Origin of the sequence: Leifsonia poae, assembly GCF_050632865.1 — a bacterium.
Classification (GTDB): Bacteria; Actinomycetota; Actinomycetes; order Actinomycetales; family Microbacteriaceae; genus Leifsonia; species Leifsonia poae_B.
This window is the reverse complement of record NZ_JBODSA010000002.1, coordinates 172,061-195,875: the sequence shown is the minus strand read 5'-3', so window position 1 is coordinate 195,875 and position 23,815 is coordinate 172,061. Positions and strand designations below refer to the sequence as shown.

Annotated in this window: 23 protein-coding genes and 1 pseudogene; 14 read left to right on the top strand and 10 right to left on the bottom strand. The window is 71.4% G+C overall.

Annotated elements, in window-relative coordinates:
* Window positions 1-99: 99 nt before the first annotated feature.
* From ACRAWB_RS08135 to ACRAWB_RS08120, 4 genes are read left to right on the top strand one after another with little or no spacing between them, the layout of a single operon-like run.
* The gene (locus tag ACRAWB_RS08135; RefSeq protein ID WP_431352885.1) at window positions 100-999 is read left to right on the top strand and encodes an ABC transporter substrate-binding protein; all 900 of its coding nucleotides are present in this window, start codon (window positions 100-102) and stop codon (window positions 997-999) included.
* A gap of 6 nt (window positions 1,000-1,005) precedes the next feature.
* Window positions 1,006-1,989 (top strand): amino acid ABC transporter permease, encoded by a 984-nt coding sequence (locus ACRAWB_RS08130; RefSeq protein WP_431352884.1) that lies wholly within the window; start codon window positions 1,006-1,008, stop codon window positions 1,987-1,989.
* A complete protein-coding gene (locus tag ACRAWB_RS08125) occupies window positions 1,986-2,756 on the top strand; it encodes an amino acid ABC transporter ATP-binding protein (protein WP_082888921.1) in 771 nt (256 codons plus the stop codon). Before ACRAWB_RS08130 ends, ACRAWB_RS08125 begins: the two co-directional genes overlap by 4 nt.
* Before the next feature lie 16 nt (window positions 2,757-2,772).
* Complete coding sequence (locus tag ACRAWB_RS08120; RefSeq protein WP_431352883.1) at window positions 2,773-3,525, top strand: SDR family NAD(P)-dependent oxidoreductase; 753 nt, start codon at window positions 2,773-2,775, stop codon at window positions 3,523-3,525.
* 14 nt (window positions 3,526-3,539) lie between these two features.
* On the opposite strand, the pseudogene hrpA reads toward ACRAWB_RS08120, so the two are convergent.
* A pseudogene (gene hrpA / locus ACRAWB_RS08115) lies at window positions 3,540-7,412 on the bottom strand (ATP-dependent RNA helicase HrpA); the annotation flags it as partial.
* A gap of 119 nt (window positions 7,413-7,531) precedes the next feature.
* On the opposite strand from hrpA, the gene ACRAWB_RS08110 reads away from it, so the two are divergent.
* The 4 genes from ACRAWB_RS08110 to ACRAWB_RS08095 are packed head-to-tail and all read left to right on the top strand — an operon-like array spanning window position 7,532 to window position 12,325.
* Entirely contained in the window at window positions 7,532-9,103 is a 1,572-nt protein-coding gene (locus tag ACRAWB_RS08110; RefSeq protein WP_431352882.1) for a long-chain-fatty-acid--CoA ligase, read from the top strand.
* 19 nt (window positions 9,104-9,122) lie between these two features.
* Window positions 9,123-9,956: an aldo/keto reductase gene (locus tag ACRAWB_RS08105; RefSeq protein WP_431352881.1), complete on the top strand. Its 834-nt coding sequence runs from the start codon at window positions 9,123-9,125 to the stop codon at window positions 9,954-9,956.
* A gap of 57 nt (window positions 9,957-10,013) precedes the next feature.
* Window positions 10,014-10,424, top strand: a complete 411-nt coding sequence (locus ACRAWB_RS08100) for a hypothetical protein (protein ID WP_431352880.1) — start codon at window positions 10,014-10,016, stop codon at window positions 10,422-10,424.
* 38 nt (window positions 10,425-10,462) lie between these two features.
* Window positions 10,463-12,325, top strand: a complete 1,863-nt coding sequence (locus ACRAWB_RS08095) for a thioredoxin domain-containing protein (protein ID WP_431352879.1) — start codon at window positions 10,463-10,465, stop codon at window positions 12,323-12,325.
* On the opposite strand, the gene ACRAWB_RS08090 is transcribed toward ACRAWB_RS08095, so the two are convergent.
* The 4 genes from ACRAWB_RS08090 to ACRAWB_RS08075 all read right to left on the bottom strand — a co-directional run bounded on the left by ACRAWB_RS08090 (window position 12,303) and on the right by ACRAWB_RS08075 (window position 14,646).
* Window positions 12,303-12,917 (bottom strand): dihydrofolate reductase family protein, encoded by a 615-nt coding sequence (locus ACRAWB_RS08090; protein ID WP_431352878.1) that lies wholly within the window; start codon window positions 12,915-12,917, stop codon window positions 12,303-12,305. The genes ACRAWB_RS08095 and ACRAWB_RS08090 overlap by 23 nt on opposite strands.
* A 13-nt stretch (window positions 12,918-12,930) precedes the next feature.
* On the bottom strand, window positions 12,931-13,266 hold the full coding sequence (locus ACRAWB_RS08085) for a hypothetical protein (RefSeq protein ID WP_431352877.1): 336 nt from the start codon (window positions 13,264-13,266) through the stop codon (window positions 12,931-12,933).
* A gap of 122 nt (window positions 13,267-13,388) precedes the next feature.
* Complete coding sequence (locus ACRAWB_RS08080; RefSeq protein ID WP_431352876.1) at window positions 13,389-14,282, bottom strand: aminodeoxychorismate lyase; 894 nt, start codon at window positions 14,280-14,282, stop codon at window positions 13,389-13,391.
* Between the two features lie 88 nt (window positions 14,283-14,370).
* Window positions 14,371-14,646: an acylphosphatase gene (locus ACRAWB_RS08075; protein ID WP_431352875.1), complete on the bottom strand. Its 276-nt coding sequence runs from the start codon at window positions 14,644-14,646 to the stop codon at window positions 14,371-14,373.
* Between the two features lie 31 nt (window positions 14,647-14,677).
* Here ACRAWB_RS08075 and ACRAWB_RS08070 point away from each other — a divergent pair, with 31 nt between their 5' ends.
* On the top strand, window positions 14,678-16,195 hold the full coding sequence (locus ACRAWB_RS08070; RefSeq protein WP_431352874.1) for a DUF7059 domain-containing protein: 1,518 nt from the start codon (window positions 14,678-14,680) through the stop codon (window positions 16,193-16,195).
* Between the two features lie 16 nt (window positions 16,196-16,211).
* Here ACRAWB_RS08070 and ACRAWB_RS08065 read toward each other — a convergent pair whose 3' ends face one another.
* Complete coding sequence (locus ACRAWB_RS08065; protein ID WP_431352873.1) at window positions 16,212-16,775, bottom strand: metallophosphoesterase family protein; 564 nt, start codon at window positions 16,773-16,775, stop codon at window positions 16,212-16,214.
* A gap of 47 nt (window positions 16,776-16,822) precedes the next feature.
* On the opposite strand from ACRAWB_RS08065, the gene ACRAWB_RS08060 reads away from it, so the two are divergent.
* Window positions 16,823-17,854, top strand: a complete 1,032-nt coding sequence (locus ACRAWB_RS08060; RefSeq protein ID WP_431352872.1) for an aldo/keto reductase — start codon at window positions 16,823-16,825, stop codon at window positions 17,852-17,854.
* Window positions 17,855-17,923: 69 nt separating this feature from the next.
* Here the strand turns inward: ACRAWB_RS08060 and ACRAWB_RS08055 are convergent, their stop codons facing one another.
* Window positions 17,924-18,334, bottom strand: coding sequence for a WapI family immunity protein (locus ACRAWB_RS08055; protein WP_431352871.1), 411 nt, complete (start codon window positions 18,332-18,334; stop codon window positions 17,924-17,926).
* 5 nt (window positions 18,335-18,339) lie between these two features.
* Entirely contained in the window at window positions 18,340-18,933 is a 594-nt protein-coding gene (locus ACRAWB_RS08050) for an NADPH-dependent FMN reductase (RefSeq protein WP_431352870.1), read from the bottom strand.
* Window positions 18,934-19,107: 174 nt separating this feature from the next.
* Between ACRAWB_RS08050 and ACRAWB_RS08045 the strand changes: the two genes are divergently transcribed.
* The 3 genes from ACRAWB_RS08045 to ACRAWB_RS08035 all read left to right on the top strand — a co-directional run bounded on the left by ACRAWB_RS08045 (window position 19,108) and on the right by ACRAWB_RS08035 (window position 22,368).
* Entirely contained in the window at window positions 19,108-19,362 is a 255-nt protein-coding gene (locus tag ACRAWB_RS08045) for a hypothetical protein (protein WP_431352869.1), read from the top strand.
* Between the two features lie 106 nt (window positions 19,363-19,468).
* Window positions 19,469-21,940, top strand: a complete 2,472-nt coding sequence (locus tag ACRAWB_RS08040; RefSeq protein ID WP_431352868.1) for an ATP-binding protein — start codon at window positions 19,469-19,471, stop codon at window positions 21,938-21,940.
* A gap of 128 nt (window positions 21,941-22,068) precedes the next feature.
* On the top strand, window positions 22,069-22,368 hold the full coding sequence (locus ACRAWB_RS08035; RefSeq protein WP_431352867.1) for a helix-turn-helix domain-containing protein: 300 nt from the start codon (window positions 22,069-22,071) through the stop codon (window positions 22,366-22,368).
* 116 nt (window positions 22,369-22,484) lie between these two features.
* On the opposite strand, the gene ACRAWB_RS08030 is transcribed toward ACRAWB_RS08035, so the two are convergent.
* Window positions 22,485-22,898: a TraR/DksA family transcriptional regulator gene (locus ACRAWB_RS08030; RefSeq protein ID WP_431352866.1), complete on the bottom strand. Its 414-nt coding sequence runs from the start codon at window positions 22,896-22,898 to the stop codon at window positions 22,485-22,487.
* Between the two features lie 99 nt (window positions 22,899-22,997).
* On the opposite strand from ACRAWB_RS08030, the gene ACRAWB_RS08025 reads away from it, so the two are divergent.
* Window positions 22,998-23,288, top strand: a complete 291-nt coding sequence (locus ACRAWB_RS08025; protein WP_431352865.1) for a hypothetical protein — start codon at window positions 22,998-23,000, stop codon at window positions 23,286-23,288.
* 13 nt (window positions 23,289-23,301) lie between these two features.
* Here ACRAWB_RS08025 and ACRAWB_RS08020 read toward each other — a convergent pair whose 3' ends face one another.
* Window positions 23,302-23,790 carry a glutathione peroxidase gene (locus ACRAWB_RS08020; protein ID WP_431352864.1) on the bottom strand — a complete coding sequence of 163 codons (489 nt, stop codon included), beginning with the start codon at window positions 23,788-23,790 and terminating at the stop codon, window positions 23,302-23,304.
* Window positions 23,791-23,815 lie beyond the last annotated feature (25 nt).

Sequence of the window (23,815 nt, the reverse complement as noted above, 5' to 3'; positions counted from 1 at the left end):
ATTAGTGTTGAGGGGCGGCCTCGCCGCTGGGGTATCCTCCCCTTACCCGTGCAATACGCATAGACACATTCCTGCACCAGGAAGAAGGACAACGACAACATGCGCATCCGATCCGCGGCCCCCATCGCCGCCATCGCCGCCGTTGCAGCCCTCGCGCTCACCGGTTGCGTCGACAACTCCACCCCGTCCTCCGGCTCAACGTCGAGCGCCGCGGCGGGCGTGAAGAAGGACGACTCCCTCGCCGGCCAGCTGCCCCAGAAGATCAAGGACGCCGGCAAGCTCGTCGTCGGCATGGACAACACGTACCCGCCGAACGAGTTCAAGGACGACAGCGGTCAGCCCGTCGGCTGGGAGGTTGACCTGGCCAACGCGATCGGCGCGAAGCTGGGCGTGAAGACCGACTTCGCGATCGCGAAGTTCGACAACATCATCCCGAGCATCGCCGGCGGCAAGGACGACTACGGTATGTCGTCGTTCACCGACACCACCGAGCGTGAGCAGCAGGTCGACTTCGTCAACTACTACTCGGCCGGCATCCTCTGGGCCTCGGCCAAGGGCAAGACGGTCGACCCGGACAACGCCTGCGGCCTGAAGGTCGCCGTCCAGTCGACCACCTACGAGGACACCGACGAGGTGCCCGCGAAGTCGAAGAAGTGCACGGATGAGGGCAAGCCCGCCATCCAGGCCCTCCGCTACGACACCCAGGACGACGCGACCAACGCGGTCATCCTCGGCAAGGCCGACGCCCTCAGCGCCGACTCGCCCGTCACCCTGTACGCGATCTCGAAGTCGGACGGCAAGCTCCAGGAGGCCGGCAAGACCTTCGACGAGGCGCCGTACGGTCTCCCGGTCCAGAAGGACTCGAAGCTCGGCCCGGTGCTGCAGAAGGCGGTCCAGGCACTGATCGATGACGGCACCTACAAGAAGATCCTGGACAAGTGGGGCGTCGCCGACGGCGCCGTCGAGAAGGCCGACTTCAACGCGGCCTCGAAGGGCTGACCTTTCATGTCCCAGAGCAACACCGCTCGGCCGGCGACGGGATCCGTCCCGTCGCCGGCGGGCTCCCGCTCCGAGCCGATCAAGGCGATCAAGCTCAAGCACCCGTGGCGGATCGTCTTCGCCGTCATCCTCATCCTGCTGGTCGTCTGGTTCATCATCGACGCATCCCAGCGCTCCGCGTACGGCTGGCAGTACGTCGGCAAGTACGTCTTCGACAAGCGCATCAGTGCTGCTGCGCTCGTGACCCTCGAACTCACCGTCTTCTCGATGATCATCGGCGTCATCCTGGGCCTCATCCTCGCGGTGATGCGCCAGTCGCCGAACCCGGTCGTGAAGTCGGTCGCGTGGGTGTACCTGTGGATCTTCCGCGGGACCCCGGTCTACGTGCAGCTCGTCTTCTGGGGCCTGTTCTCGCTGATCTACCCGCAGATCTTCCTCGGCGTGCCGTGGACGGACGTCGGCTTCACCTTCGACCTCGGCTTCATGCAGAACGCGTTCATCATCGCGATCATCGGCCTCGCGCTCAACGAAGCGGCGTACATGGCGGAGATCGTGCGCGCCGGCCTGCTCTCGGTCGACAAAGGCCAGGAGGAGGCGGCGACCGCGCTCGGTATGTCGTGGGGCCAGACGATGGGACGCATCGTCATCCCTCAGGCCATGCGCGTCATCATCCCGCCGACGGGCAACGAGGTCATCTCGATGCTGAAGACGACCTCGTTGGTGGCGGCCATCCCGCTCACCACCGACCTGTACGGCGTCGCCCGTGACATCTCGGCGGTGACGTACACGCCTATCCCGCTGCTCATCGTCGCGTCGCTGTGGTACCTGCTGTTCACGTCGCTCCTGATGATCGGGCAGTACTTCCTCGAGAAGCGGTTCTCGCGCGGTGTCAACGCACGTCGCCCGGACCGCAACGAACCCGCCCTCGCGACCGGCGCGCTGCCGGCGGCGGGCGCACCCGACGGAAACGACCTCGGAGGCAAGGGATGACCGACACGACCCCCATGGTGCTCGCGGAGGGCGTCTCGAAGAGCTTCGGCTCCAACGAGGTGCTGAAGAGCATCGACCTGAAGGTGAACCCGGGCGAGGTGCTGTGCATCATCGGCCCGTCGGGCTCCGGCAAGTCCACCTTCCTGCGCTGCATCAACCACCTCGAGCGCGTCGACGCCGGCCGGCTCTCGGTCGACGGCGAGGTCGTCGGCTACCGCCAGCACGGCGACAAGCTGTACGAGCTCAAGCCGAAGGAGGCCGCCCGCCAGCGCCGCGAGATCGGGATGGTGTTCCAGCGGTTCAACCTGTTCCCGCACATGACCGCGCTCGAGAACGTCATCGAGGCGCCCATCCGCGTGAAGGGCATCTCGAAGGCCAAGGCGGTCGAGCGCGCGAACGAACTGCTCACTCGCGTCGGCCTCGCCGACAAGGGCGACCATTACCCGTCGCAGCTGTCCGGCGGCCAGCAGCAGCGCGTCGCGATCGCGCGCGCGCTGGCCATGGACCCGAAGCTCATGCTGTTCGACGAGCCCACTTCTGCGCTCGACCCGGAGCTGGTCGGCGAGGTGCTGGATGTCATGAAGGGCCTGGCCGCCAGCGGCATGACCATGGTCGTCGTGACGCACGAGATGGGCTTCGCCCGCGAGGTGGCGGACGAGCTGGTCTTCATGGACGGCGGCGTCGTGGTGGAGTCCGGCGACCCGCGTGAGGTGCTGGGTAACCCGCAGCACCAGCGGACGCAGGCGTTCCTGTCCAAGGTGCTCTAGCTGACAGGATGGGGGGATGACCGAACAGCGTCGTCCCCTCGTCCTGGTCACCGGCGTCGGCCGGCCCAACGCGATCGGCACCGGGATCGTGCGCCGGCTGGGCGCGGACGGCTTCGACGTCGCATTCGCCGACCTCGCGCCGGACGCCGGCTTCCATGAGGAGTTGGCCGCCGAGGTGTCCGCCGAGGGCGGACGCGCCCTCGGCTTCGTCGCCGACGTCTCGGATCCGGCCGGACCGGCCGACCTCGTCGCGCGTGTGAACGACGAGTTGGGACCCATCCAGGCGCTGGTCGCCAGCCACGCCTACTCGGTGGACAGCGGCCTGCTCGACACCAGCGTCGAGGCCTTCGACCGCCACTTCGCGGTCAACACGCGCGGCTCCTGGCTGCTCATTAAGGCCTTCGCCGAGCAGTATGCCGCAAACGGCATACCGTCGGGCGCGGGGCGGATCGTCGCGCTCACCAGCGACCACACGGCGTACAACCTGCCGTACGGCGCGAGCAAGGGCGCGCTCGACCGCATCGTCAAGGCGGCGGCGGTCGAGCTCGCCCACCTCGGCATCACGGCGAACCTCATCAACCCCGGCCCCATCGACACCGGCTGGATGACGCCCGACCTCGCCGATGCCCTGGCCGCCGAGACCGCCCTCGGCCGCCTCGGCACGCCGCGCGACACCGCCGACCTGGTCTCGTTCCTCCTCTCCGCGAACGGAGGCTGGATCAACGGCCAGCTCCTCCACTCCAACGGAGGCTTCCACCTCGGCGTCTGACCGGGCTCCGGGCTAGGAGCCGAGGACTTTGCGGATGCGGGGAGGGAGACGGTCTCGGCCGTGCCGAGCGACTGGGCGAAGAGCGAGACGCGGAACTCCTCGAGCATCCAGCGCGCGTGCACGATGGCGGGCGGGGAGCCGGGCGCGAGCGGGATGCGGCCGCCGGCGTCCGTGTAGAGCGCCACGGCGGTCTCGACCTGCGTCTGCCAGGCGCGGTCGCGGCCCGGGTTGGTCGGCAGCGCCTGCATCCGCTGGGTGATGCCGGCGAGGTAGCGGGGGAGGTGCCGCAGCTGCTCCAAGCCGGTCGCCGAGACGAACCCCGGATAGACCAGGCCCGCGAGCTGTCTCTTCGCGTCGTTCAGCGCCGCCAGATATGTGAGCGCCGTCACACTCGAGATCGCCTTCTCGGCGGTGCGGGCGGCGGTGAGGATGCGCGTGACGAGCGCGACCGTCTCGAACATCGAGTCCATGACGATCCCGGAGACGCGGTCGCGCACGGCCTCGAACTCGGCGCGCATGAAGATCTGGCCGTCGGGCTTCATCCGGTACAGCACCGAGTCCACGACGGCGAGCAGGCAGTCGTCGAACAGCGCCTTGGTGTTCGGGTACGGGCTGGCGGCGAGGGTCAGCTTCTCGTTCGACGTGAGGTGCTGCTGCACGTAGGCGACGGGGGACGGTACGCTCGCGAGCAGCAGGCGGCGCACGCCGCCCGGCATCGCGCGCGCCTGCTCGGCCGGGGTGCCCATCAGCCGGATGCTGACCGACGTACCGTCGTCGACGAGCGCCGGGTAGGCGCGGATCACATTGCGCGTGCCGCCCGGACCGGTGTGCTCCGAGTCGACGAACCGCGGCAGCTCGTCGAAGTCCCACGTGGTTATGCCCGACCGTTCGAGCGCGTTCGGCGTGCGCGCCTCAGCCACGCGAGCCACCGAGTCGCGGGCGCGCGACCGCAGGCGGTCCTGCAGCGCGCCGAGGTCCTTGCCGCTCGCCATCGGCCGCCCGCGCTCGCCGATCACCTGGAACGTCGGCCGCAGGTGCGGCGGGAGCCGGTCGAGGTCGAAGTCGGTCCCGCTCACCCGCGAGCCGGTGAGCCGCGAGATGGTCGCCGCGAGGGTGTCGGCCAGCGTCCCCGCGGGGCGCTCGCCCTCGTGCGCGCGCATCCCGGCCGTGCCGGCGAGCTCGCCGAGCAGCCGCTGCGCCCAGTCGGCGGCGGGGACGACCTGCCGGCGGATCGCCTTCGGCAGCGACTTGATCATCGCGGTCACGAGCTCGTGGCGGAGACCGGGCACCTGCCAGTCGAAGCCGTCCGGCAGCAGGCCGGCGAGCAGCGGCAGCGGCACCTGGACGGTCACGCCGTCGTCCGCGGCTCCGGGCTCGAACCGGTAGCGCAACGTGAGCCGCTGGTCGCCCTGCCGCCACACCGGCGGGAACGCCTCCTCGTCGACGTCGGCCGCATCCTCGTCCAGCAGCGCCTCGGGCGTCATCGTCAGGAGGTCCGGCGTCTCCTGCCGCGCCTTCTTCCACCAGCCCTCGAACGACCGGGTGGACACGACATCCGCCGGGATGCGCTTCTCGTAGAACTCGAAGACGGCCTCGTCGTCGTTCAGGATGTCGCGGCGGCGGGTCCGCTCCTCCAACTCGCGCAGCTCGGCGCGCAGCTTCCGGTTGGCGCGATCGAACGCCTGGTGTGAGTCCCATTCGCCGTCGACCAGAGCATGCCGGATGAACAGCTCGCGGGAGAGCTCCGCGTCGATCCGGGCGTACTGCACGCGGCGGCGCGGGATGATCGGGACGCCGAACAGCGTGACGCGCTCGTAGGCGACGACCGCACCCTGGTTCTTCTCCCAGTGCGGCTCGCTGTACTGCCGCTTGCAGAGGTCGCCGGCGATCGGCTCGGCCCAGGCGGGGTCGATCGCGGCGTTCATCCGGGCGAAGAGGCGCGAGGTCTCGACGAGCTCGGCGCTCATAACGGCGTTGGGCTGCTTCTTCGCCAGCGTGGAGCCGGGGAAGATCACGAACCGCGTCTGCCGGGCGCCGAGGTATTCCGCCTGCCGTGACCGCGGGCCGCCCTTCGCCGCGCCGCCGCGCGTGTTGGTGCCGGCGTCGCGCGCATCCTTCAGCCCGATGTGCGACAGCAACCCGGCGAGCAGCGAGCGGTGGATGCCGTCCGGGTTGACCGACGGCTCGCCGATGGTGAGCCCGAGCGGCTTGGCGAGCTGCCGCAGCTGGCGGTAGACGTCCTGCCACTCGCGCACGCGCAGGAAGTTGAGGTATTCGGCCTTGCAGAGGCGCCGGAAGGCGCTCGACGACAGCTCCTTCTGCTGCTCCTCCAGGTAGTTCCAGAGGTTGAGCAGGGTGAGGAAGTCGCTGGTCGGGTCGGCGAAGCGGGCGTGCTTCTCGTCGGCGCTGCCGCGCTTCTCGACGGGACGCTCACGCGGGTCCTGGATGGTGAGCCCCGCGACGATCGCCATGACCTCGCGCGACGTGTTGTGCCGCTTCGACTCCACGACCATGCGGGCGAACCGCGGGTCGATGGGGAGCTGGGCGAGCTGGCGGCCGACGCCGGTGAGTTTGGTGTCCCCGCCGCCGGCGGTGATCGCGCCGAGCTCGATCAGCAGGTCGAGGCCGTCCTTGATGCCGCGCGAGTCGGGCGGGGTGAGGAACGGGAACGCCGCGATGTCGCCGAGCCCGAGCGATATCATCTGCAGGATGACGGCCGCGAGGTTGGTGCGCAGGATCTCCGGCTCGGTGAACTCCGGCCGCTTCTCGAAGTCCTCCTCCGAGTAGAGGCGGATCGCGATGCCGTCGCTCGTGCGCCCGGAGCGGCCGGACCGCTGGTTCGCGCTCGCCTGCGAGATCGCCTCGATCGGGAGGCGCTGCACCTTGGCGCGCACGCTGTAGCGGCTGATGCGCGCGGTCCCCGCATCCACGACGTACTTGATGCCCGGGACGGTGAGGCTGGTCTCGGCGACGTTGGTCGCGAGCACGACGCGGCGGCGAACACCGGCGACGGTCGACGGCTGGAAGACCTTGTGCTGCTCGGCCGCGGAGAGCCGGCCGTACAGCGGCAGCACTTCTGTTCCGGGGAGATTGCGGCCACGAATGGCGTCCGCCGCATCCCGGATCTCGTTCTCACCGGAGAGAAACACGAGGACGTCGCCGCGATCCTCGCGCGCGAGCTCGTCGAGCGCGTCGTTGATGCCCTGCAGGTAGTCGCGGTCGGCGGACGGTACGGGATCCGGATCCTCGTCGTCCTCCTCCATCGCTTCCGCGACGAGCGGCCGGTAGCGGATCTCGACGGGGTACGTCCGTCCGGACACCTCGACGATCGGCGCCGGCGTGCCGTCCGCCGAGGCGAAGTGCGCGGCGAAGCTCTCCGGGTCGATGGTCGCCGACGTGATGATGAGCTTGAGGTCGGGACGCTGCGGCAGCAGCTGCTTGAGGTAGCCGAGCAGGAAGTCGATGTTGAGGCTGCGCTCGTGCGCCTCGTCGATGATGATCGTGTCGTAGGCGCGCAGCATCCGGTCGCGGCGCAGCTCGTTGAGCAGGATGCCGTCGGTCATCAGCTTGATGCGCGTCTGCTTGGAGACGCGGTCCGTGAACCGCACCTGGTAGCCGACCAGCTCGCCGACCTGTTGGCCCAGCTCCTCCGCGACGCGCTCGGCGATCGTCCGGGCCGCGATGCGCCGCGGCTGGGTGTGACCGATGGAGGTGCGGCCGAGCTCCAGCGCGATCTTCGGCAGCTGCGTCGTCTTGCCCGAGCCGGTGGCCCCGGCCACGATCACGACCTGGTTGTCGCGGATGGCGCGCGCGATCTCCTCCCGCTTCCGGCTGACGGGCAGCTCGGGCGGGAAGACGATGCGGGGAAGGGTCTCGGTGGAAGACATGAGCCTTCTATTCTAGCCGCGCATGGTCCCCACCCGGGGGCGTTGCCCCGCGCCCCCGCGTGACGTAGGTTCACATCAACCCGGATCGGTTCCGGCGTCGATGGAGACGAGGAGAACCCATGAGTCACGGTTATGCCACCATGTCGGTCGCCAGCATCCTGGCGGAGACGGCGCACCGGATGCCCGACAACGTCGCGCTGGTCTTCGCAGGCCACGAGATCCGTTACCGCGAGCTGTGGGATGAGACCCGCGCCTATGCGGGCGCGCTGCGCGATCTGGGCGTCGGGCCGGGTGACCGGGTGGCGTTGATGCTGCCGAACGTTCCGGACTTCCCGCGCGCCTACTACGCGGTGCTCGCGCTCGGCGCGGTGGTGGTGCCCATCCACGCTCTGCTGAAAGCGGAGGAGATCGCGTACGTCCTCCGCGACTCCGGGGCCGCCCTGCTGATCTGCGCCGCGCCGCTTCTGGGCGAGGGCGCGCGCGGGGCCGGGCTCGCCGGCATCCCGACGCTGTCCGTGCTCGTGCCGGACGAGATGTGGGAGCAGGCGCCGTTCCCGCGCCTGGAGGAGCTGGCGGTGGCGGCCGAGCCGATCGACACCTACGTGCCGCGCGACCCGCTGGACACCGCGACCATCCTGTACACGAGCGGCACGACCGGCAAGCCGAAGGGCGCAGAGGGATGCCACTTCTCGCTGATCGAGCAGGTCAACGTGCTGCTGGCGGGGACGCTGGACATCGACCCGGAGGACCGCATCCTCGGCTGCCTGCCGCTGTTCCACACGTTCGGCCAGACCTGCGTGATGAACATGGGCTTCCGGGCGGGCGCCGCCGTGGTGCTGGTGCCGAAGTTCGACGGCGCGACCGCGCTGCAGCTGCTCAACGCGCACGGCTGCACGATCATGACCGGCGTCCCGACCATGTACATCGCGCTACTGGAGGCGGCCAAGACCAACCCGGACCGCCCGCCGCTGCGCTACGGCATGAGCGGCGGCGCGGCCATCCCGGTCGCCGTCATCGAGCGGATGAAGGAGGTGTACGGCATCGACGTCCACGAAGGATACGGCCTCACCGAGACCTCGCCGGTCGCCTCCTTCAACCACCGCGGCCGGCCGACGCGCGTCGGCACCGTCGGCACGCCGATCTGGGGCGTGGATGTGGAGATCGCCGACCCCGAGCTCGACGACCGCATCGAGCTGCTGCCACGCGGCGAGCTCGGCGAGATCGTGGTGCGCGGCCACAACCTGATGAAGGGCTACCTCAACCTCCCCGAGGCGAACGCGGAGGCGGTCCTGGACGGCTGGTTCCGGACCGGCGACCTCGGCACCAAGAGCGACGACGACTACATCACGATCGTCGACCGCAAGAAGGACATGATCGTCCGCAACGGCTACAACGTGTACCCGCGCGAGGTCGAGGAGGTGCTGTCCACACATCCCGCTGTCGCGATGGTGGCCGTGTTCGGCGTCGCACACGACACGCACGGGCAGGAGATCATGGCCGCCGTCACGCTCATGCCCGGCAGCGCGGCCGAGGGGGACGAGCTGGTCGCCTTCGCGCAGGAGAAGGTCGCGGCCTACAAGTACCCGCGGCGGGTGGAGATCCTGGAGGTGCTGCCGCTGGGGCCCAGCGGCAAGGTGCTGAAGCGGGAGCTGGTGGCCCGGTTCGAGGCGGAGGCGGCGACCACGTCCTGACGCTGGTACCGTGGCGGATATGGTTGCAAACGCAAATACTCCGCTCCTGACCCTGAACAACGGGACCACCATCCCGCAGCTCGGTTTCGGCGTCTTCAAGGTCGACCCGGCCGAGACGACCCGCATCGTCGCCGACGCGCTCGAGGTGGGCTACCGCCACATCGACACCGCCGCCATCTACGGCAACGAGGAGGGCGTCGGCCGTGCGATCGCCGACTCCGGCATCCCGCGCGACGAGCTGTTCGTCACCACCAAGCTGTGGAACGACCGCCAGACCGACGCCGAGAACGCGTTGGAGGAGTCGCTGACCAAGCTGGGCCTCGACTACGTCGACCTGTACCTCATCCACTGGCCGACCCCGCAGAAGGACACGTTCGTCGAGGCGTGGAAGTCGCTCGAGAAGATCTACGCGTCCGGCCGCGCCAAGGCGATCGGCGTCTCGAACTTCCTCGTGCCGCACCTGACCAAGCTCCTCGCCGAGACCGACATCGTGCCCGCGGTCAACCAGATCGAGCTGCACCCGGCGCACCAGCAGCCGGAGGTGACCGCGTTCTCCCGCGAGCACGGCATCGAGATCGAGGCGTGGGGACCGCTCGGCCAGGGCAAGTACCCGCTGTTCGAGCTCCCGGAGGTGGCGGACGCCGCCGCCGCGCACGGCAAGACTCCGGCGCAGGTCGTCATCCGCTGGCACCTGCAGACCGGCAACATCGTGTTCCCGAAGTCGAACCGCCGCGAGCGCATGGCCGAGAACTTCGACGTCTTCGACTTCGAGCTGACGGCCGACGAGGTCCAGGCGATCAGCTCGCTGGAGCGCGAGGGCCGCGTCAGCGCCCACCCCGACGAGGTCAACTGACGACACCCTGCCGGGCCCGGGGATGCGGTGTCGTACCCCCGGGCTAGGCTCGGTGGGGTGAGGATCACGTCGGTCACCGGGAAGATCATCTACATCGTCGGCGTCTTCGCGCTGATCTTCATCCTCAACATCTTCGTCTTCGCCCGCCTGCTCAATCCCACCTTCGACGTGCTGATCATCGCGGTGCTGAACCTCGCGTACGTCATCGTCGGCGTGCGCATCTTCCGCGGCCAGGGCGAGAACCGCACCGACCCGCGGCCATGGTGGCGGGCCACCGCACGACCCGCGGCGGGCTTCTGGATCGGCGGCCTGCTCGGCGTGCTCGCCTTCATCTCCGGGGTGGGCGCCTTCGCCAGCAACCCGGAGGACGCGTTCATCCCCGCGGTCGCGTGCCTCACCTACGCCGCGCTGGCGATCTACTACGTGCACTCCTCGATCCGGCTGCAGGGGATGGACACCGCCGGCTGACGGGTTCCCTTCCCGCGCCCCCGTCGTAGGGTGTGCCCATGGCGAATCGGCTCGCGGACGCGATCAGTCCCTACCTGCGCGCGCACGCGGACAACCCCGTCGACTGGTTCCCCTGGGGTGCGGACGCCTTCGCCGAGGCCCGACGCCGGGATGTCCCGGTCATGGTGTCCATCGGCTACGCGACCTGCCACTGGTGCCACGTCATGGCGCGGGAGAGCTTCAGCGACCCGGCCACGGCGGAGGAGCTGAACGCGCGCTTCGTCGCGATCAAGGTCGACCGGGAGGAGCATCCCGACGTCGACGCCGCCTACCTCTCGGCCGCCAGCGCCTTCACGGGCAACCTGGGCTGGCCGCTCACGGTGTTCGCGACGCCGGACGGCACGGCGTTCTTCGCCGGCACCTACTTCCCGCCGCAGCCGGTCGCCGGGCGCGCGTCCTTCCGCCAGGTGCTCGACGCCGTGTGGGACGCGTGGACCGCGCGTCGCCACGAGGTCGAGTCCGACGCCGGCCGGGTGCGGGAGGCGCTGGCCGCGGCCGCGGACGCGGCGACCTCGGTGTCGGACCTGCCCGACGAACGGACCCTGGATGCGGCGGTCGCGCAGCTCGCAGAGGCGGAGGACCCCGAGTTCGGCGGATTCGGCACGGCACCGAAATTCCCGGTAGCGCCCATCCTCGACTTCCTGCTGTCGCGCCCGGCCGGGCACGCCCTTGCCGCGCGCACGCTGCGGGCGATGGCGGAGTCGCCGCTGCGCGACCCGGTCGACGGCGGCTTCTTCCGCTACGCGACCCGGCGCGACTGGAGCGAGCCGCACTACGAGCGGATGCTGTACGACAACGCGCTCCTGCTCGACGCCTACGCACGCGCCTGGCAGCAGACAGGCGAGGAGTGGGCCGAGCGCACTGCGGACGGTATCGCCGGGTTCCTGCTCGGCGTGCTGCGGCAGCCGTCGGGCGGCTTCGCGTCGGCCCAGGACTCGGAGAGCACGATCGACGGCGCCCGGGTCGAGGGCACGTACTACACAGTCCCGCCGGCGGAACGGGCGCAGCTGGACCCGCCGCCGATCGACGCTAAGGTGCTCACCGGGTGGAACGGCTTCGCGATCGGCGCGCTGGCCCGCGCGGGGCGCATCCTGGACCGTCCGGCGTGGGTGTCCGCCGCGGCGAAGGCCGCCGACACGGTGCTCAGCCGGCACCGGCGCGAGGACGGGACGCTGCTGCGCGCGTCCCTCGGCGACCGCCGCTCGGAGGCGGGCGCGACGCTCGAGGACTACGGCGGGCTGGCGTCCGGGCTCTTGGAGCTGGCGCTCGCGTCCGGCGAGGTCGGCCCGGCGGTGGCGGCGCGCGACCTGGTCGACCTCTGCCTGGACGCCGCAGGAGAGGGGACGTGCCCGTTCGAGACGCCCGGCGGCGTCGATCCCGTGCTCGCGGCCACCGGGCTCGCGGTGCAGGTCGATCCCTCGGAGGGCGCGTATCCGTCCGGCCTGTCGTCGCTGGCAGAGGCCGCGCACACGCTGTACCTGCTGACCGGCGAGCGCCGCTACGAGCGGGCCGCGCGCGAGGGGATGCGGATGGTAGCCGCCCAGGCGGTACGCGTCCCGAGCGCGTTCGGGACCTCGCTCGCGCTGATGTCGCAGCTCGCGGGCGAGGCCGAGCAGCTGGTGGTCGTGCTACCGGCGGCGGGGGAGACGTCCGGCGTCGTCGCTGCCGCCCGACGGCATCCCGCACCGCTGGTCGCCTTCGCCACCAAGTCGCAGGTGCAGGAGTTGACGGCCGCGGGGTTCGAGCTGTTCGAGGCGCGCACCACCCGGGACGGCCTCCCGACCGCGTACCTGTGCCGGGACTTCGTCTGCAGGCTGCCCGCGACGAGCGTCGAAGAGCTCAGCGCCGCACGCGGTAGGTGAGGTGCGCCACCTCGGGCGTCACCCGCTCCCGGACCAGTTCCAGGTCGAGCGGAGGCACGCGGTCGAACACGCGCTCGCCCGCGCCCAGGGTCAGCGGCACGACATGGAGCCGCAGCTCGTCGACCACCCCCGCCCAGAGCGCCTGGTTCAGGGTCTCGGCCCCGCCCGCGACCGACACGTCGGCGTCGCCCGCGACCTCCCGCGCCTGCTCCATCGCCGAGTGGATGCCGTCGGTCACGAAGTAGAACGTCGTCCCGGTCATCTCCAGAGGCTCCCGCGCGAAGTGCGTGAGCACGAAGACGGGCGCGTGGTACGGCGGCTCCTCGCCCCACCAGCCGCGCCAGTCGGCGAACGGCTCGCCCTCCCCGGGCCACTCGTTGCGCACCGGCCCGAACATCTTGCGGCCCATCACGTAGGCGCCGGCCCGCACGATCGCTTCGATCTCCTCGCGGTGGTTCGCGGAGCGCTCGTCGAACATCCAGGCGTGCAGGCGCTCCTCGGCGCCCTCGCCCAGCGGGTGCTCGAGCGACTGGTTCGGACCGGCGGCGAAGCCGTCCAACGAGATGGCGATGTCAGCGGTGACGATTCCCATGCGGGAAGCGTAGTCAGGCGCGTTCGACCTTGTCGAGCATCCCCCAGACCGCCTCGCTGAGCTCGGGATGCTCCAGCGCGATGCGGCGCAGCACGCCGTACTCGAACCGGGTGAACACGTCGCGGCCGGCGGCGGGATGGTGCGCCCGGGACTGCTCCTCGGCGAGGTCGAAGGCCTCGATCGCCGTGGCGCGGAGCGAGATGACGACCTGCTCGTCGACGCTCGGGAGCTCGGGGATGAACTGCCACGGGTCCTCCCCGGCGCGACAGCGGTGCTCGATGATCGCGGACAGCTCGTCACGCGCCTGCTGGCGCAGGAGTTCGATGCTGCGGGGCACCTGTTCGGTCATCTCGCACCCTCCCTTCCCCTGGGGTCGTGGACGTCGTTCGCGCCGCCGCGGGCCCCGTCGCCCGCGCAGTGGGTTCAGCCTAGGCGCTCCCGCCGGGCCTCGCGAATCGCGCCGTCATCGACTCACTCGGTGCGGGCGAGGAGGTAGGCGTTGAGGTCGGCGGTGAGGTCCGCGTCCACGGGGTAGGCGCGGTCGTCGAGGTGCGTGACCGGGGCGGCCTGGCGGACGCTGGAGACCAGCCAGATGGCGTCGGCGGCACGCACCTCCTCGATCGTGAGCGGCGCGAACTCGGTGCGCAGGCCGCGCGCGGTGAAGAAGTCGAACACGGCCGCCTGAGTGGTGCCGGCGAGGATGCCCTGGTCGGTGTTCGGCGTGCGGACGACGCCGTCGGTGAGCGTCACGACGTTCGAGGTGGGACCCTCGAGCGCGTAGCCGTCGCTGCTGACGAACAGCACGTCATCGAACCCGCGGCGCACCGCCTCCCGCTGGGCCGCGCGGTTCACCGCGTACGAGAGGGTCTTCGCTCCTGCGAGCAGCCACGGCGAGGTCTCGGCGACGTCGTGCCGCACGCCGCGGTCGAGGGAGACGACCCGGATGCCGAGGCGGGCCTGCGTGAAGTCCTCGCCGAGGTCGACGAACAGCCACCCGCTCGGGAAGGCCGCGCCCTCGACGCCGCGGGTGTAGACGAGCTTGGCGTACAGCTCGGCGCCCGCATCGCCGTTGCGGGTGAGGAAGTCGGCCACGCCCGCGCGCACCGCCTCCCGCCAGACGTCGAGCGCCGGGACCGGCAGGTCGAGCAGTTCGGCGGAGTGCGCGAGGCGGGCGAGGTGCGGCTCCAGGGCCTGCGGGTGCCCGTTGATGACCGCAACGGTCTCGAACACGCCGTCGCCGCGGGTCACCGCGAGGTCGGTGATCCGCACCTGCGGAGCGTCGAAGTCGGCCACCACGTAGCCGGGGTCGCCCTCCAGCGGCTCTCCGGTGGGCGTGGTGATGGTCAGCAGGGTCGCGCGCGTCATGCGTCCCATTGTGCCCCCGTCGTCGAGTCCGCACAGAGTGCACGCGACACGCCGTGCGGGCGTGCAGTCTTCGCTCTCGATGGAGGGGTCAGGCCGTCTCGCGGATGCGAAACGCGTCGTCGTCCTGCGGCTCGGCGTCGGTCACGTCGACGGACTCGACGGAGGCGCCGGGCGGCCCTGTGCGCAGCCAGGCGAGCATCCGCTCCACCTGCTCCGGCTCGCCCTGGATCTCGGCTTCCACGGTGCCGTCGTGGCGGTTGCGGGCCCAGCCGGTCACCCCGAGGCGCTGCGCTGCCTCGCGCGCGCTCCAGCGGAAGCCGACGCCCTGGACGCCCCCGGTCACGATCGCTCGTCTGCGGATCACAGCCCCATTGTGCCCCTGCTTCAATGGAGGGATGAGCGAACCCGCCGACCGCATCCCCGATCTCCGCGCCGACCTGATCGCCGCAGGGCTGACCGTCGACGCGCTCACAGAGCTGTGGGGGGCGGAGGCGGCGGACGCGCTGCACCGCGGACAGCGCGTCCCGGCCGAGAGGGCGCTGGCCCGGCGGGAGCCGTCGGCGCTCGCGACGCTCGCGCGGCTGTTCGTGCTCGGGCGGCCGGTCGCGCGTGTCGACGCCGAGGCGGCGCTGCCGTCGCTCGGTGTCGAGGGCGCGGCATCTCTCGGGCTGGTCGCGCTCGACGGCGACACCGTGCGCGCAGCCGTCGACCTGCGTCCCTACGGATTCGTGGACGCCGCGGGCCCTGCCGAGTGGTGGATCGTCTCCGACCTCGGCGAGCTGGCGCTCGGCCACGCGCTCCCCGAGGACCACGTGCTCGGCGTCGGAGGCGCGTCGCTCACCCTCAGCGGACTGATGCTGCAGCAGCCGGTCGAGAGCGCGCTCGACCTCGGCACGGGATGCGGCATCCAGGCCATGCACGCCGCCCGCCATGCCCGCCGGGTCGTCGCGACCGACATCTCCGAGCGCGCGCTGCGGCTGGCCGCGCTGAACCTCGCGCTCAACGAGATCGACGGGGTGGAGCTGCGGCTCGGCAGCATGTTCGAGCCCGTCGCGGGGGAGCGGTTCGACCACATCGTGTCCAACCCGCCGTTCGTCATCACCCCACGGACGGAGGGCGTCCCGGCCTACGAGTACCGCGACGGCGGCATGGTCGGCGATGGGCTCGTCGCATCCTTCGTCAGCGGCTGCGGCGATCACCTGACCCCCGGCGGCGTCGCGCAACTGCTCGGCAACTGGGAGTACCGCGGCACCGGCGACGGCCTGTTGCGGGTGCGGGACTGGGTGGACGCCTCCACGGCGCCGCTCGACGCCTGGGTGATCGAGCGCGACGTCGAGGACGCGGTGCGCTACGCCGAGACGTGGATCCGCGACGGCGGCACCCGGCCGGGCACACCGGAGTTCGAGCGGCTGCTCGACGCCTGGCTCGCGGACTTCGAGACGCGCGACGTGCGCTCCGTCGGCTTCGGCTACCTGCTGCTGCGCCGCACGGAGGACGTGCCGACGCTGCGCCGGTTCGAACGGCTCCACGGGTCGCTGGGCGCGAACGAGGCCGGGCTCGGCGTCCATCTGGGGGAGGCGCTGGCCGCCCACGATCTGCAGGCGGCGCTGACCGACGACGAGCTCGGGCGGCTGCGTCCCGTCGTCTCCGGCGACGTCACCGAGGAGCGGCACCTGTGGCCGGGAGCGGACGCGCCGACCGCGATCCTGCTGCGGCAGGGCGGCGGGTTCGGGCGCGTCGTGTCGGCCGACACCGGGCTCGCCGCGCTGGTCGGCGCGAGCGACGGCGAACTGAGCGTCGCCGCGATCGTGGCCGCGCTGGCGCACCTCCTCGAGGTGGATGAGGACGCCCTGCGCGCCGACCTGCTCCCCGCCGTCCGCGCCCTGCTCGTCGACGGCTTCCTGCGCGCCTGACGCCGACCACCTCCACCTACTCGTCCTGACACGCCGTTATCGCACCGGTCATAACGGCGTGTTGGGACGAGTAGGTGGGGTCAGGGCGGGGGAGCGGGACGAGGGTAACGGTGCCGAGGCGGCCGTCGGCCGCCTCCGCCGTCATGTAGGTGCAGACCGGCTGGCGGCGGCGGTCGGTGGGCGAGCCCGGGTTCAGCAGGCGCAGGCCGCCCGGCGAGACCGTGTCCCACGGGATGTGCGAGTGGCCGAACACGAGGACGTCGGCGTCCGGATAGGCGGCGTCGGCCCGCGCCTCGCGGCCGGTCGCCGGCCCGGTCTCGTGCACGACCGCGAACCGGACGCCGCCCAGCTCCACCCGCGCCACCTCCGGGAGCCGCCGGCGCAGCTCCGGGCCGTCGTTGTTGCCGTACACGCCGATCAGGCGCCGCGACCGCTCCTCCAGCACGTCGAGCGTCGCCGCATCCACCCAGTCCCCGGCATGGATGACGACATCCGCCGCATCCACCGCCTCCAGCACCGCGGGCGGGAGCGCCCTGGCGCGCTTCGGGACGTGCGTGTCGGAGATCAGGAGCAGCTTCACGAACGCACACAGTAGGCGAACCCGGGAGACGGGGCTAGGTTCGCGCTATGCAGCTACGCAATCTCGGAAACAGCGGAACGATCGTGTCGGAGTTCGCCCTCGGCACCATGACCTTCGGCGCGGAGGCCGACGAGCAGGCCTCGCACGCCATCCTGGAGCGGTACCTTGACGCGGGAGGCAACTTCCTCGACACCGCCGACGTCTACACGGCGGGCGCGTCGGAGTCCATCATCGGGCGCTGGCTGGCCCGCAACCCGGGCAGCCGCGACAGCGTCGTCATCGCGACCAAGGGGCGCTTCCCGATGGGCGGCGGACCGAACGACCTCGGACTGTCGCGCGCCCACCTGCGGACCGCGCTCGACGCCTCCCTCCGCCGCCTCGGCGTCGAGCACATCGACCTCTACCAGATGCACGCCTGGGACGCTCTGACGCCGATCGAGGAGACCCTGCGGTTCCTCGACGACGCGATCAGCGCGGGCAAGATCTCGTACTACGGCTTCTCGAACTACCTCGGCTGGCAGCTCACCAAGGCCGTGCACGTCGCCCGGGCGCACGGGTTCGCGCCGCCGGTGACGCTGCAGCCTCAGTACAGCCTCATCGTGCGCGGCATCGAGCACGAGGTGGTCCCGGCGGCCCTGGATGCGGGCATCGGCCTGCTGCCGTGGTCGCCGCTCGCGGGCGGCTGGCTGAGCGGCAAGTACCAGCGCGATCAGGCACCGACCGGCGCGACCCGGCTCGGCGAGAACCCGACCCGCGGGATGGAGGCGTGGGAGGCCCGCAACGCCGACCCGCGCACGTGGGAGATCATCGACGCGGTGGACGCGGTCGCGAAGGAGACCGGCGCCTCCGCATCCCAGGTGTCGCTGCGGTGGTTGAGCGACCGGCCGGCGGTGACGTCCGTCATCCTCGGCGCCCGCACGACCGAGCAGCTGGAGGACAACCTCGGGGCGGCCGACCTGGTCCTCACCGACGAGCAGCGCCGCCGCCTGGACGACGCCAGCACTCCCCGCACCGACATCTACCCCTATGGCGAGCAGGCCGTCCAGCAGCGCCACCGCAAGATCGAGGGCGGCCGCTAGCCCGCCCGCGAGCACAGGAAAAACGTCGCGCATCCGGCCGGATCGCGACGTTTTCCCTGTGCTCGGCGGCTAGGCGGGGAGGGCGTCCAGCTCTGTGAGGAGGGTGCGGGCGGCGGAGGTGACAGCGGGCTGCGGGGCGCGGAGGCCGACCACCACATCCGTCGTGCCGGTGCCCGCCGTGTGCATCCGGAGCAGCGCGAGGCGCAGCTCGACGGTGCCGCCGGGGATGCGGTGGCCGCTGAGGGAGAGCGCGTTCGAGGCGAAGGTGAGCGACGTCCACTCGTCGGCGGCCGCGGTCGTGTCCTCGGCGAGGCCGGCCAGCCAGGCGGCCAGGTCGCGCGCTTCCGTCGTGGTCAGACACGCCTCGGACAGCTCCCAGCGGCGGCCGCCGTCGTCCACGATCGCATCGATGACGACCCGGTCGCCCTCCTCGCGCGCCGCCGGCCGCAGCTCGACGCTGCGGTCGGCGTCCTGATCCACGATCCTCACGATGGGCTCGGCACCACCGTCAGCACGCGTTCGATGTACTCGAAGAACGACGCCATGTAGCCGCGCAGGAACTCCTCGGTCCCGGGATCGGTCACCGTGCCGTCCTCCTCGATCAGCCCCGGCCGCATCCAGATGTAGGCCTCCGGCGCGTTCATCTGCGGCGCCTGCAGGAAGCTCAGGATGCTGCGCAGGTGCTGCTGGCCGACGGCCGTGCCGATCTGTCCGGGAGAGGCGCCGATCACCGCGGTCGCCTTGCGGGCGATGACGTTCTCGCCGTAGGGCCGGCTCGCCCAGTCGATCGCGTTCTTCAGCGCGCCCGGGATGGAGCGGTTGTACTCCGGCGTGATGAACAGCAGCGCATCCTGGTCGGCGATCAGCCGTTTGTACTCGATCGCCTCGGGCGGGAAGCGGCCGTCCAGATCGCGGTTGTAGAGGGGGAGACCGCCGATCGGGATCTCGGTGAAGACGAGCTCGGAGGGCGCGAGTCGCAGCAGCGCTTTCGAGAGGGTCCGGTTGACCGACTGCGTGGACAGACTGCCCACGAAATAGCCGACGTTGTACGGGGGATCGAGTTCGTTGATCGTGGCCATGACGCCATGCTGCCCCGGCGGCGGGGGCGAGTGAAGCCCCCTTCTCCGGATGCCTTATCCGCACCCGACGGACCGGAATAGGGCATCCTCCCGATGTCCCGGGGGTGCCTTAGCGAGAAGTCTGGTGTCATCGCCGGAGCGAGGTGCCCGGCGAGAGCATAAGGGGAGTGGATCATGCTGCTGGACGAGTTCGTGGACTTCCGGGTACGGGCCGGCGAGAGCGGACGTCAGGAGGTGGAGCGCGAGCGGGTGCGGCGCGCCGACGAGCACGGGCGGTGGCTGCGCGGGATGCGCGAGGCGCTGCACCGGGCGGAGGCCCGGGTCGGGGGCGGCGCGCGGGTCGCGGAAGCGGCGGCGCGGAGCGAGGCGCCCCTGCCTGTCGCAGTCGCCGAGGCGCCCGAGCGGGAGCTGGCTCACGCCGGGCGGTGAGGCCGCGACGGGGACGGCGGGGGCGCTGGGGGCGCGTCCGTCCGCCCTGCGCGAAGCCGTCACGGGTGGTGGCCCGGATGTCGGTGGTCCGTGGCACGATGAGGCCATGCGAGCACCGGCGTCGAGCCTCACGGTGGTCGGGCGGGAGCCCGACCTGGCGGCGCTGCGCGACGAGTTCCGGGTCGCCTCCGAAGGCGAGCCGCGCGCGGTCGTGATCGGCGGCGAAGCGGGTATCGGCAAGACCCGCCTGCTCGAGGAGTTCCTGGTCCAGCAGGAGGCGCAGGCCACGATCTTGCTCGGCCGATGCGTCGATCTGGGCGACGACGGTGCGCCGTATGCGCCCTTCGCCGCGGTGCTGCGCAGGCTCATCCAGGTGGTCGGGCTGGAGCGGATCCTCCAGGCGGCCGGGTCGGGGGCGGGGGTACTCCCGGCGTTGCTGCCCGAACTGGCGGACGAGTCGGCCGTGCCGCCGCGGACGGGCGCGGAGCGGCTGTACGAGCTTGTCACCGACCTGCTCGAGACGGTGTCGGCCGAGCGCCCCGTCATCCTGGCGATCGAAGACCTGCAGTGGGCCGACCGCTCGACGCTCGAGCTGTTGCGGTTCCTGGTCCGCATGTCCGAGCGCGGACGGCTGCTCATCGTGCTCACGTACCGCAGCGACGAGGTGCCGCGGGGTCACATCCTGCGCTCCTGGCTGCCCGAACTCGAGCGCACGCGCCGGGTGACGCGGTGGGAGCTTGCCCGCCTCGGCCGCGAGCAGGTGGCCGAGCTGGTCGAGCAACTGCTCGGGCGCATGCCCGACGAGGGCTCGCTGGAGCGCGTGACCGAGTTGAGCGAGGGCGTCCCGTTCTTCGTCGAAGAGCTCGTGGGCATCGACGGCCTGCGCTCGGGCGACGACCTGCCCGAGACGCTGCGGGAGCTGGTGCTGACTCGCTTCGAGCGGCTGAGCGACCCGGCTCAGCGGCTGCTGCGGGTGCTCGCCGCCGGCGGCGTGTGCGTCCCGCACGAGCTGCTGGCCGCGGTGTACGAAGGCACGCCCGACGAACTGGACGCGGCAGCCCGCGAAGCCCTGGCGGCGAACCTGCTGCGGGCCGACTCCACGGAGTACGCGTTCCGGCACACGCTCGTGCGCGAGGCCGTGCACGCCGATCTGCTGCCAGGGGAGCGCTCGCGGTTCCACGCCCGCTACGCCGAGGCGCTGGAGGCCGACCCGCAGCGGTCGGCGGTGCAGCTTTCGGCGCACTGGCTGGCCGCGCACGACGTCCGCCGGGCATTCGTGGCGTCGGTCGAGGCGATGGACGAGGCCAAGCGCTCGTACGCCTACTCCACCGCCGCCGCGATGGGCGACCGCATGCTCGAGCTGTGGGACCGCGTCCCGGACGCCGAGGAACTGGCCGGCCGCGACCGCGTCGCCGTGATCGCCATCACGGCGTCTGCGCTGCGGAACGCGGGCAACAACGAGCGGGCGCTGGCACTGGTCGAAGTGGCGCTCGCCGACTCCGACGACCTGCCGCCCGCGCGCCGCGCGCGGCTGCTCCGCGACAAGGGGCAGTACCTCGCCAATCTCAACCGCCCGGGCTTCGCCGACCTGCTCGAAGAGGCGCTGGCGCTCGTCCCGCCCGGCACGGCTCCCGCCGGCGATCCCCTGCGGCCGCATCTGCTGACCGAGCTCGCCGCCCAGCGGATGCTCGCCGGCACCTTCGACACCGCCATCCCGACCGCGCGCGAGGCGATCGAGGAGGCCGCGGCTGCCCCGCCACCCCTGCGCTCGGTCGCGCACAACATCCTCGCGTCGTCGCTGGTCGCCTCCGGCCGCATCCGCGAGGGCTTCGACGAGTTCGAGACCGCCGACGCTCTGTCGCAGGGCGACGCCTCTGCCACCCTGCGGTACGCGGTGAACGCCTCCGATGCATTGAACTCCGTCGGCCGCTACGCCGAGGCGGTGCTGCTGGCAGAGTCCGGCGTCGCCCGCGCCCGTGAGCGCGGGGTCGAACGCACCTCCGGCATCTGGCTGGCGGCCAACACGGCCGAACCGCTCATCGCCCTCGGCGAGTTCGATCGCGCGGAAGACCTGCTGCGGATCGCCCTCGGGCTCGACGACCGCACGGGCTTGTGTGCGGCTTTGCAGCGCGCCCGGCTGTGGGTGTGGCACGGCGAGCCGGAGCGGGCGGACGCGCTCCTTCGTCGCCTGCGCACGCCGCTGCGCACCCTCTCCGAATTGGAGCAGCAGACCCGGCTCATGGTCGCCCGGGTCGTCGGCGAGACCGCGATCGCCCTCGGCGACCACGAGCGGGCGTGGGCGGAGACGCGGGGAATCGGCGCGCTGCCGTTCCGTCCGATGCCCGGCTACGACCTCCCGGTGCTGGCCGCCGCGTCGCGGGCGCTGGCGGAGCTGGCTGAGCGCGGTGCGTCCCTGGACGTAGTGGGGGAGGCGGCGCGGCTGGAGGCTGTGCTCGGCACCCTGCGCGAGTGGCCGACTGCGGCGGCGTGGGGCCCGCTGGTGGCCGCCGAGCTGGCGACCGCCCGGGCCGCCGTCTCGGACGCGCCCGATCGCGCCGACCGGGTCTCGGCCCCCTAGACGCCTGGGAGGCTGCCGCTTCCGCGGGCGAGCTTTCCGTCGCGCCCGTCCACCTGCGCCCGTACGCCCTCCTGCGCGGCGCGCGTGTCGCCTTCGCCGCGGGCGAGCGCTCACGCGCCGACGCCCTCGTGGCGGAGGGCCGCGCGCTCGCCGCCGAGCACGGCATCCGCCTGCTCGTCGAAGCCGCCGACGCGCTCGCCGGGCAGCCCGGCCGCGCCGCGCCCGCAGCGACGGCCCAGGGCGCACCGCTGACCGAGCGCGAGGAGCAGGTCCTCGCCCTCATCGAGCAGGGCCTGAGCAACAAGCAGATCGGCGAACGCCTCTACATCAGCGCCAAGACCGCGAGCGTGCACGTGTCGAGCATCCTGCGCAAGGTCGGCGCGTCGACGCGCACGGAGGCCGTGTACCTCGCCCGCACGCCGTCTTGACGCGGACCGGGACGGCTGCCACCGCGGCTGCGCGCCGCGACCACAAGCCGCACCCGGCGTGTCACCGCGCGCGCGGCTCGCTCACGCCGGCACTCCGCAGCGGGCGGGCGGCGCCCCTACGACTCCACCGCGATCGCGCACCGGATGCACAGCTCGGCGGTGGGCCGGGCACGGAGCCGGTCGACGCCGATGGATCGCCCGCAGCGGGCGCAGACGCCGTAGGTCCCGCGTTGGATCCGTTCGAGCGCGGCGTCTACGGCCACGATGTCGTGGGCGGCGTCCGACCGCAGCGCTTGCAGGCGGCTCCACTCCGACGACAGCGTCGGACCCTCCGGATCGTGCTCGTCGTCCGCCGTCGACTCCGACCGCGACGACAGCAGCACCCCGAGCGATTCGGCCATCCGCTGCGACTCGGCGACATCACCGTGGCGCCGCTCGATCAGCAGGTTCTCCAGTTCGGCGAGCTCCGCGGCGTCCAGGTCGTCGTCCGGCCGCGTCTGCTCGATCTCTTCCGTGTTCGTGTCGTGCACCAGCGCACTCCTTCCGATCCCCCGATCGTGCTTCTCTGGTCGGGTCAGCGTACGCCCGACCGGTCCGATCCGCGTCATCGACGCGCGTAGGCTCAGCGGGTGCCCTCCTTCCGCGTGATCCTCGCCGTCGGGCGGCTGCGTCCGGGCGTCGACCCGCGCTCCGTCGAACCCGCCGCCGCCGACGCCGCCCGCGAACTGGCCGTCGTGGAGGCGAGCAGCGTGGACGTCGTGGCCGGCGAGGCCCGCATCACCGTGCGGTTCATGGAGGACAACGTCCGCCTCGCACTCCGCGTCGCGGAGCACACCGTGGCGCACGTGCAGACCCTCGCCGACACCGGCGCGTGGAGGCTCACCGAGCGTGTCGGCGGCCGCTGGTTCCGGCGCGCCTGACGAGCCCGGCCGGTCACGCAGCCTCGGCCAGCGACTCCTCGATCAGCTCGACGATGGCCGGGTCATCCGGCTCGGTCTGCGGGCGGAAGCGGTGGATCGCGCCGTCGGGCGTGATGACGAACTTCTCGAAGTTCCACTTGACGCGGCCGGCCTTGCCCTCCGCGTCGGGGTGCTTCGTCAGCTCCTGGTACAGCGGGTGCGCGTTGCGGCCGTTCAGCTTCACCTTCTCGGCCATCGGGAAGGTGACGCCCCACGTCGTGGAGCAGTACTCCTTGATGGCGTCGGTCGTGCTCAGCTCCTGCAGGAACTGGTTGCTCGGGAAGCCGATCACGGTGAACCCGCGGTCGCCGTAGGTCTCCTGCAACTTCTCGAGCTTCTCGTACTGCGGCGCGAGCCCGCAGCGGGAGGCGACGTTGACGACGAGGATGACCTTGCCCGCGTACGCGGAGAGAGCGGTCTGCTCGCCGTCGATGGTCTCGAAGGGGATGTCCATCACGGTCATGATCGCAGCCTAGGGTGCGACGCTC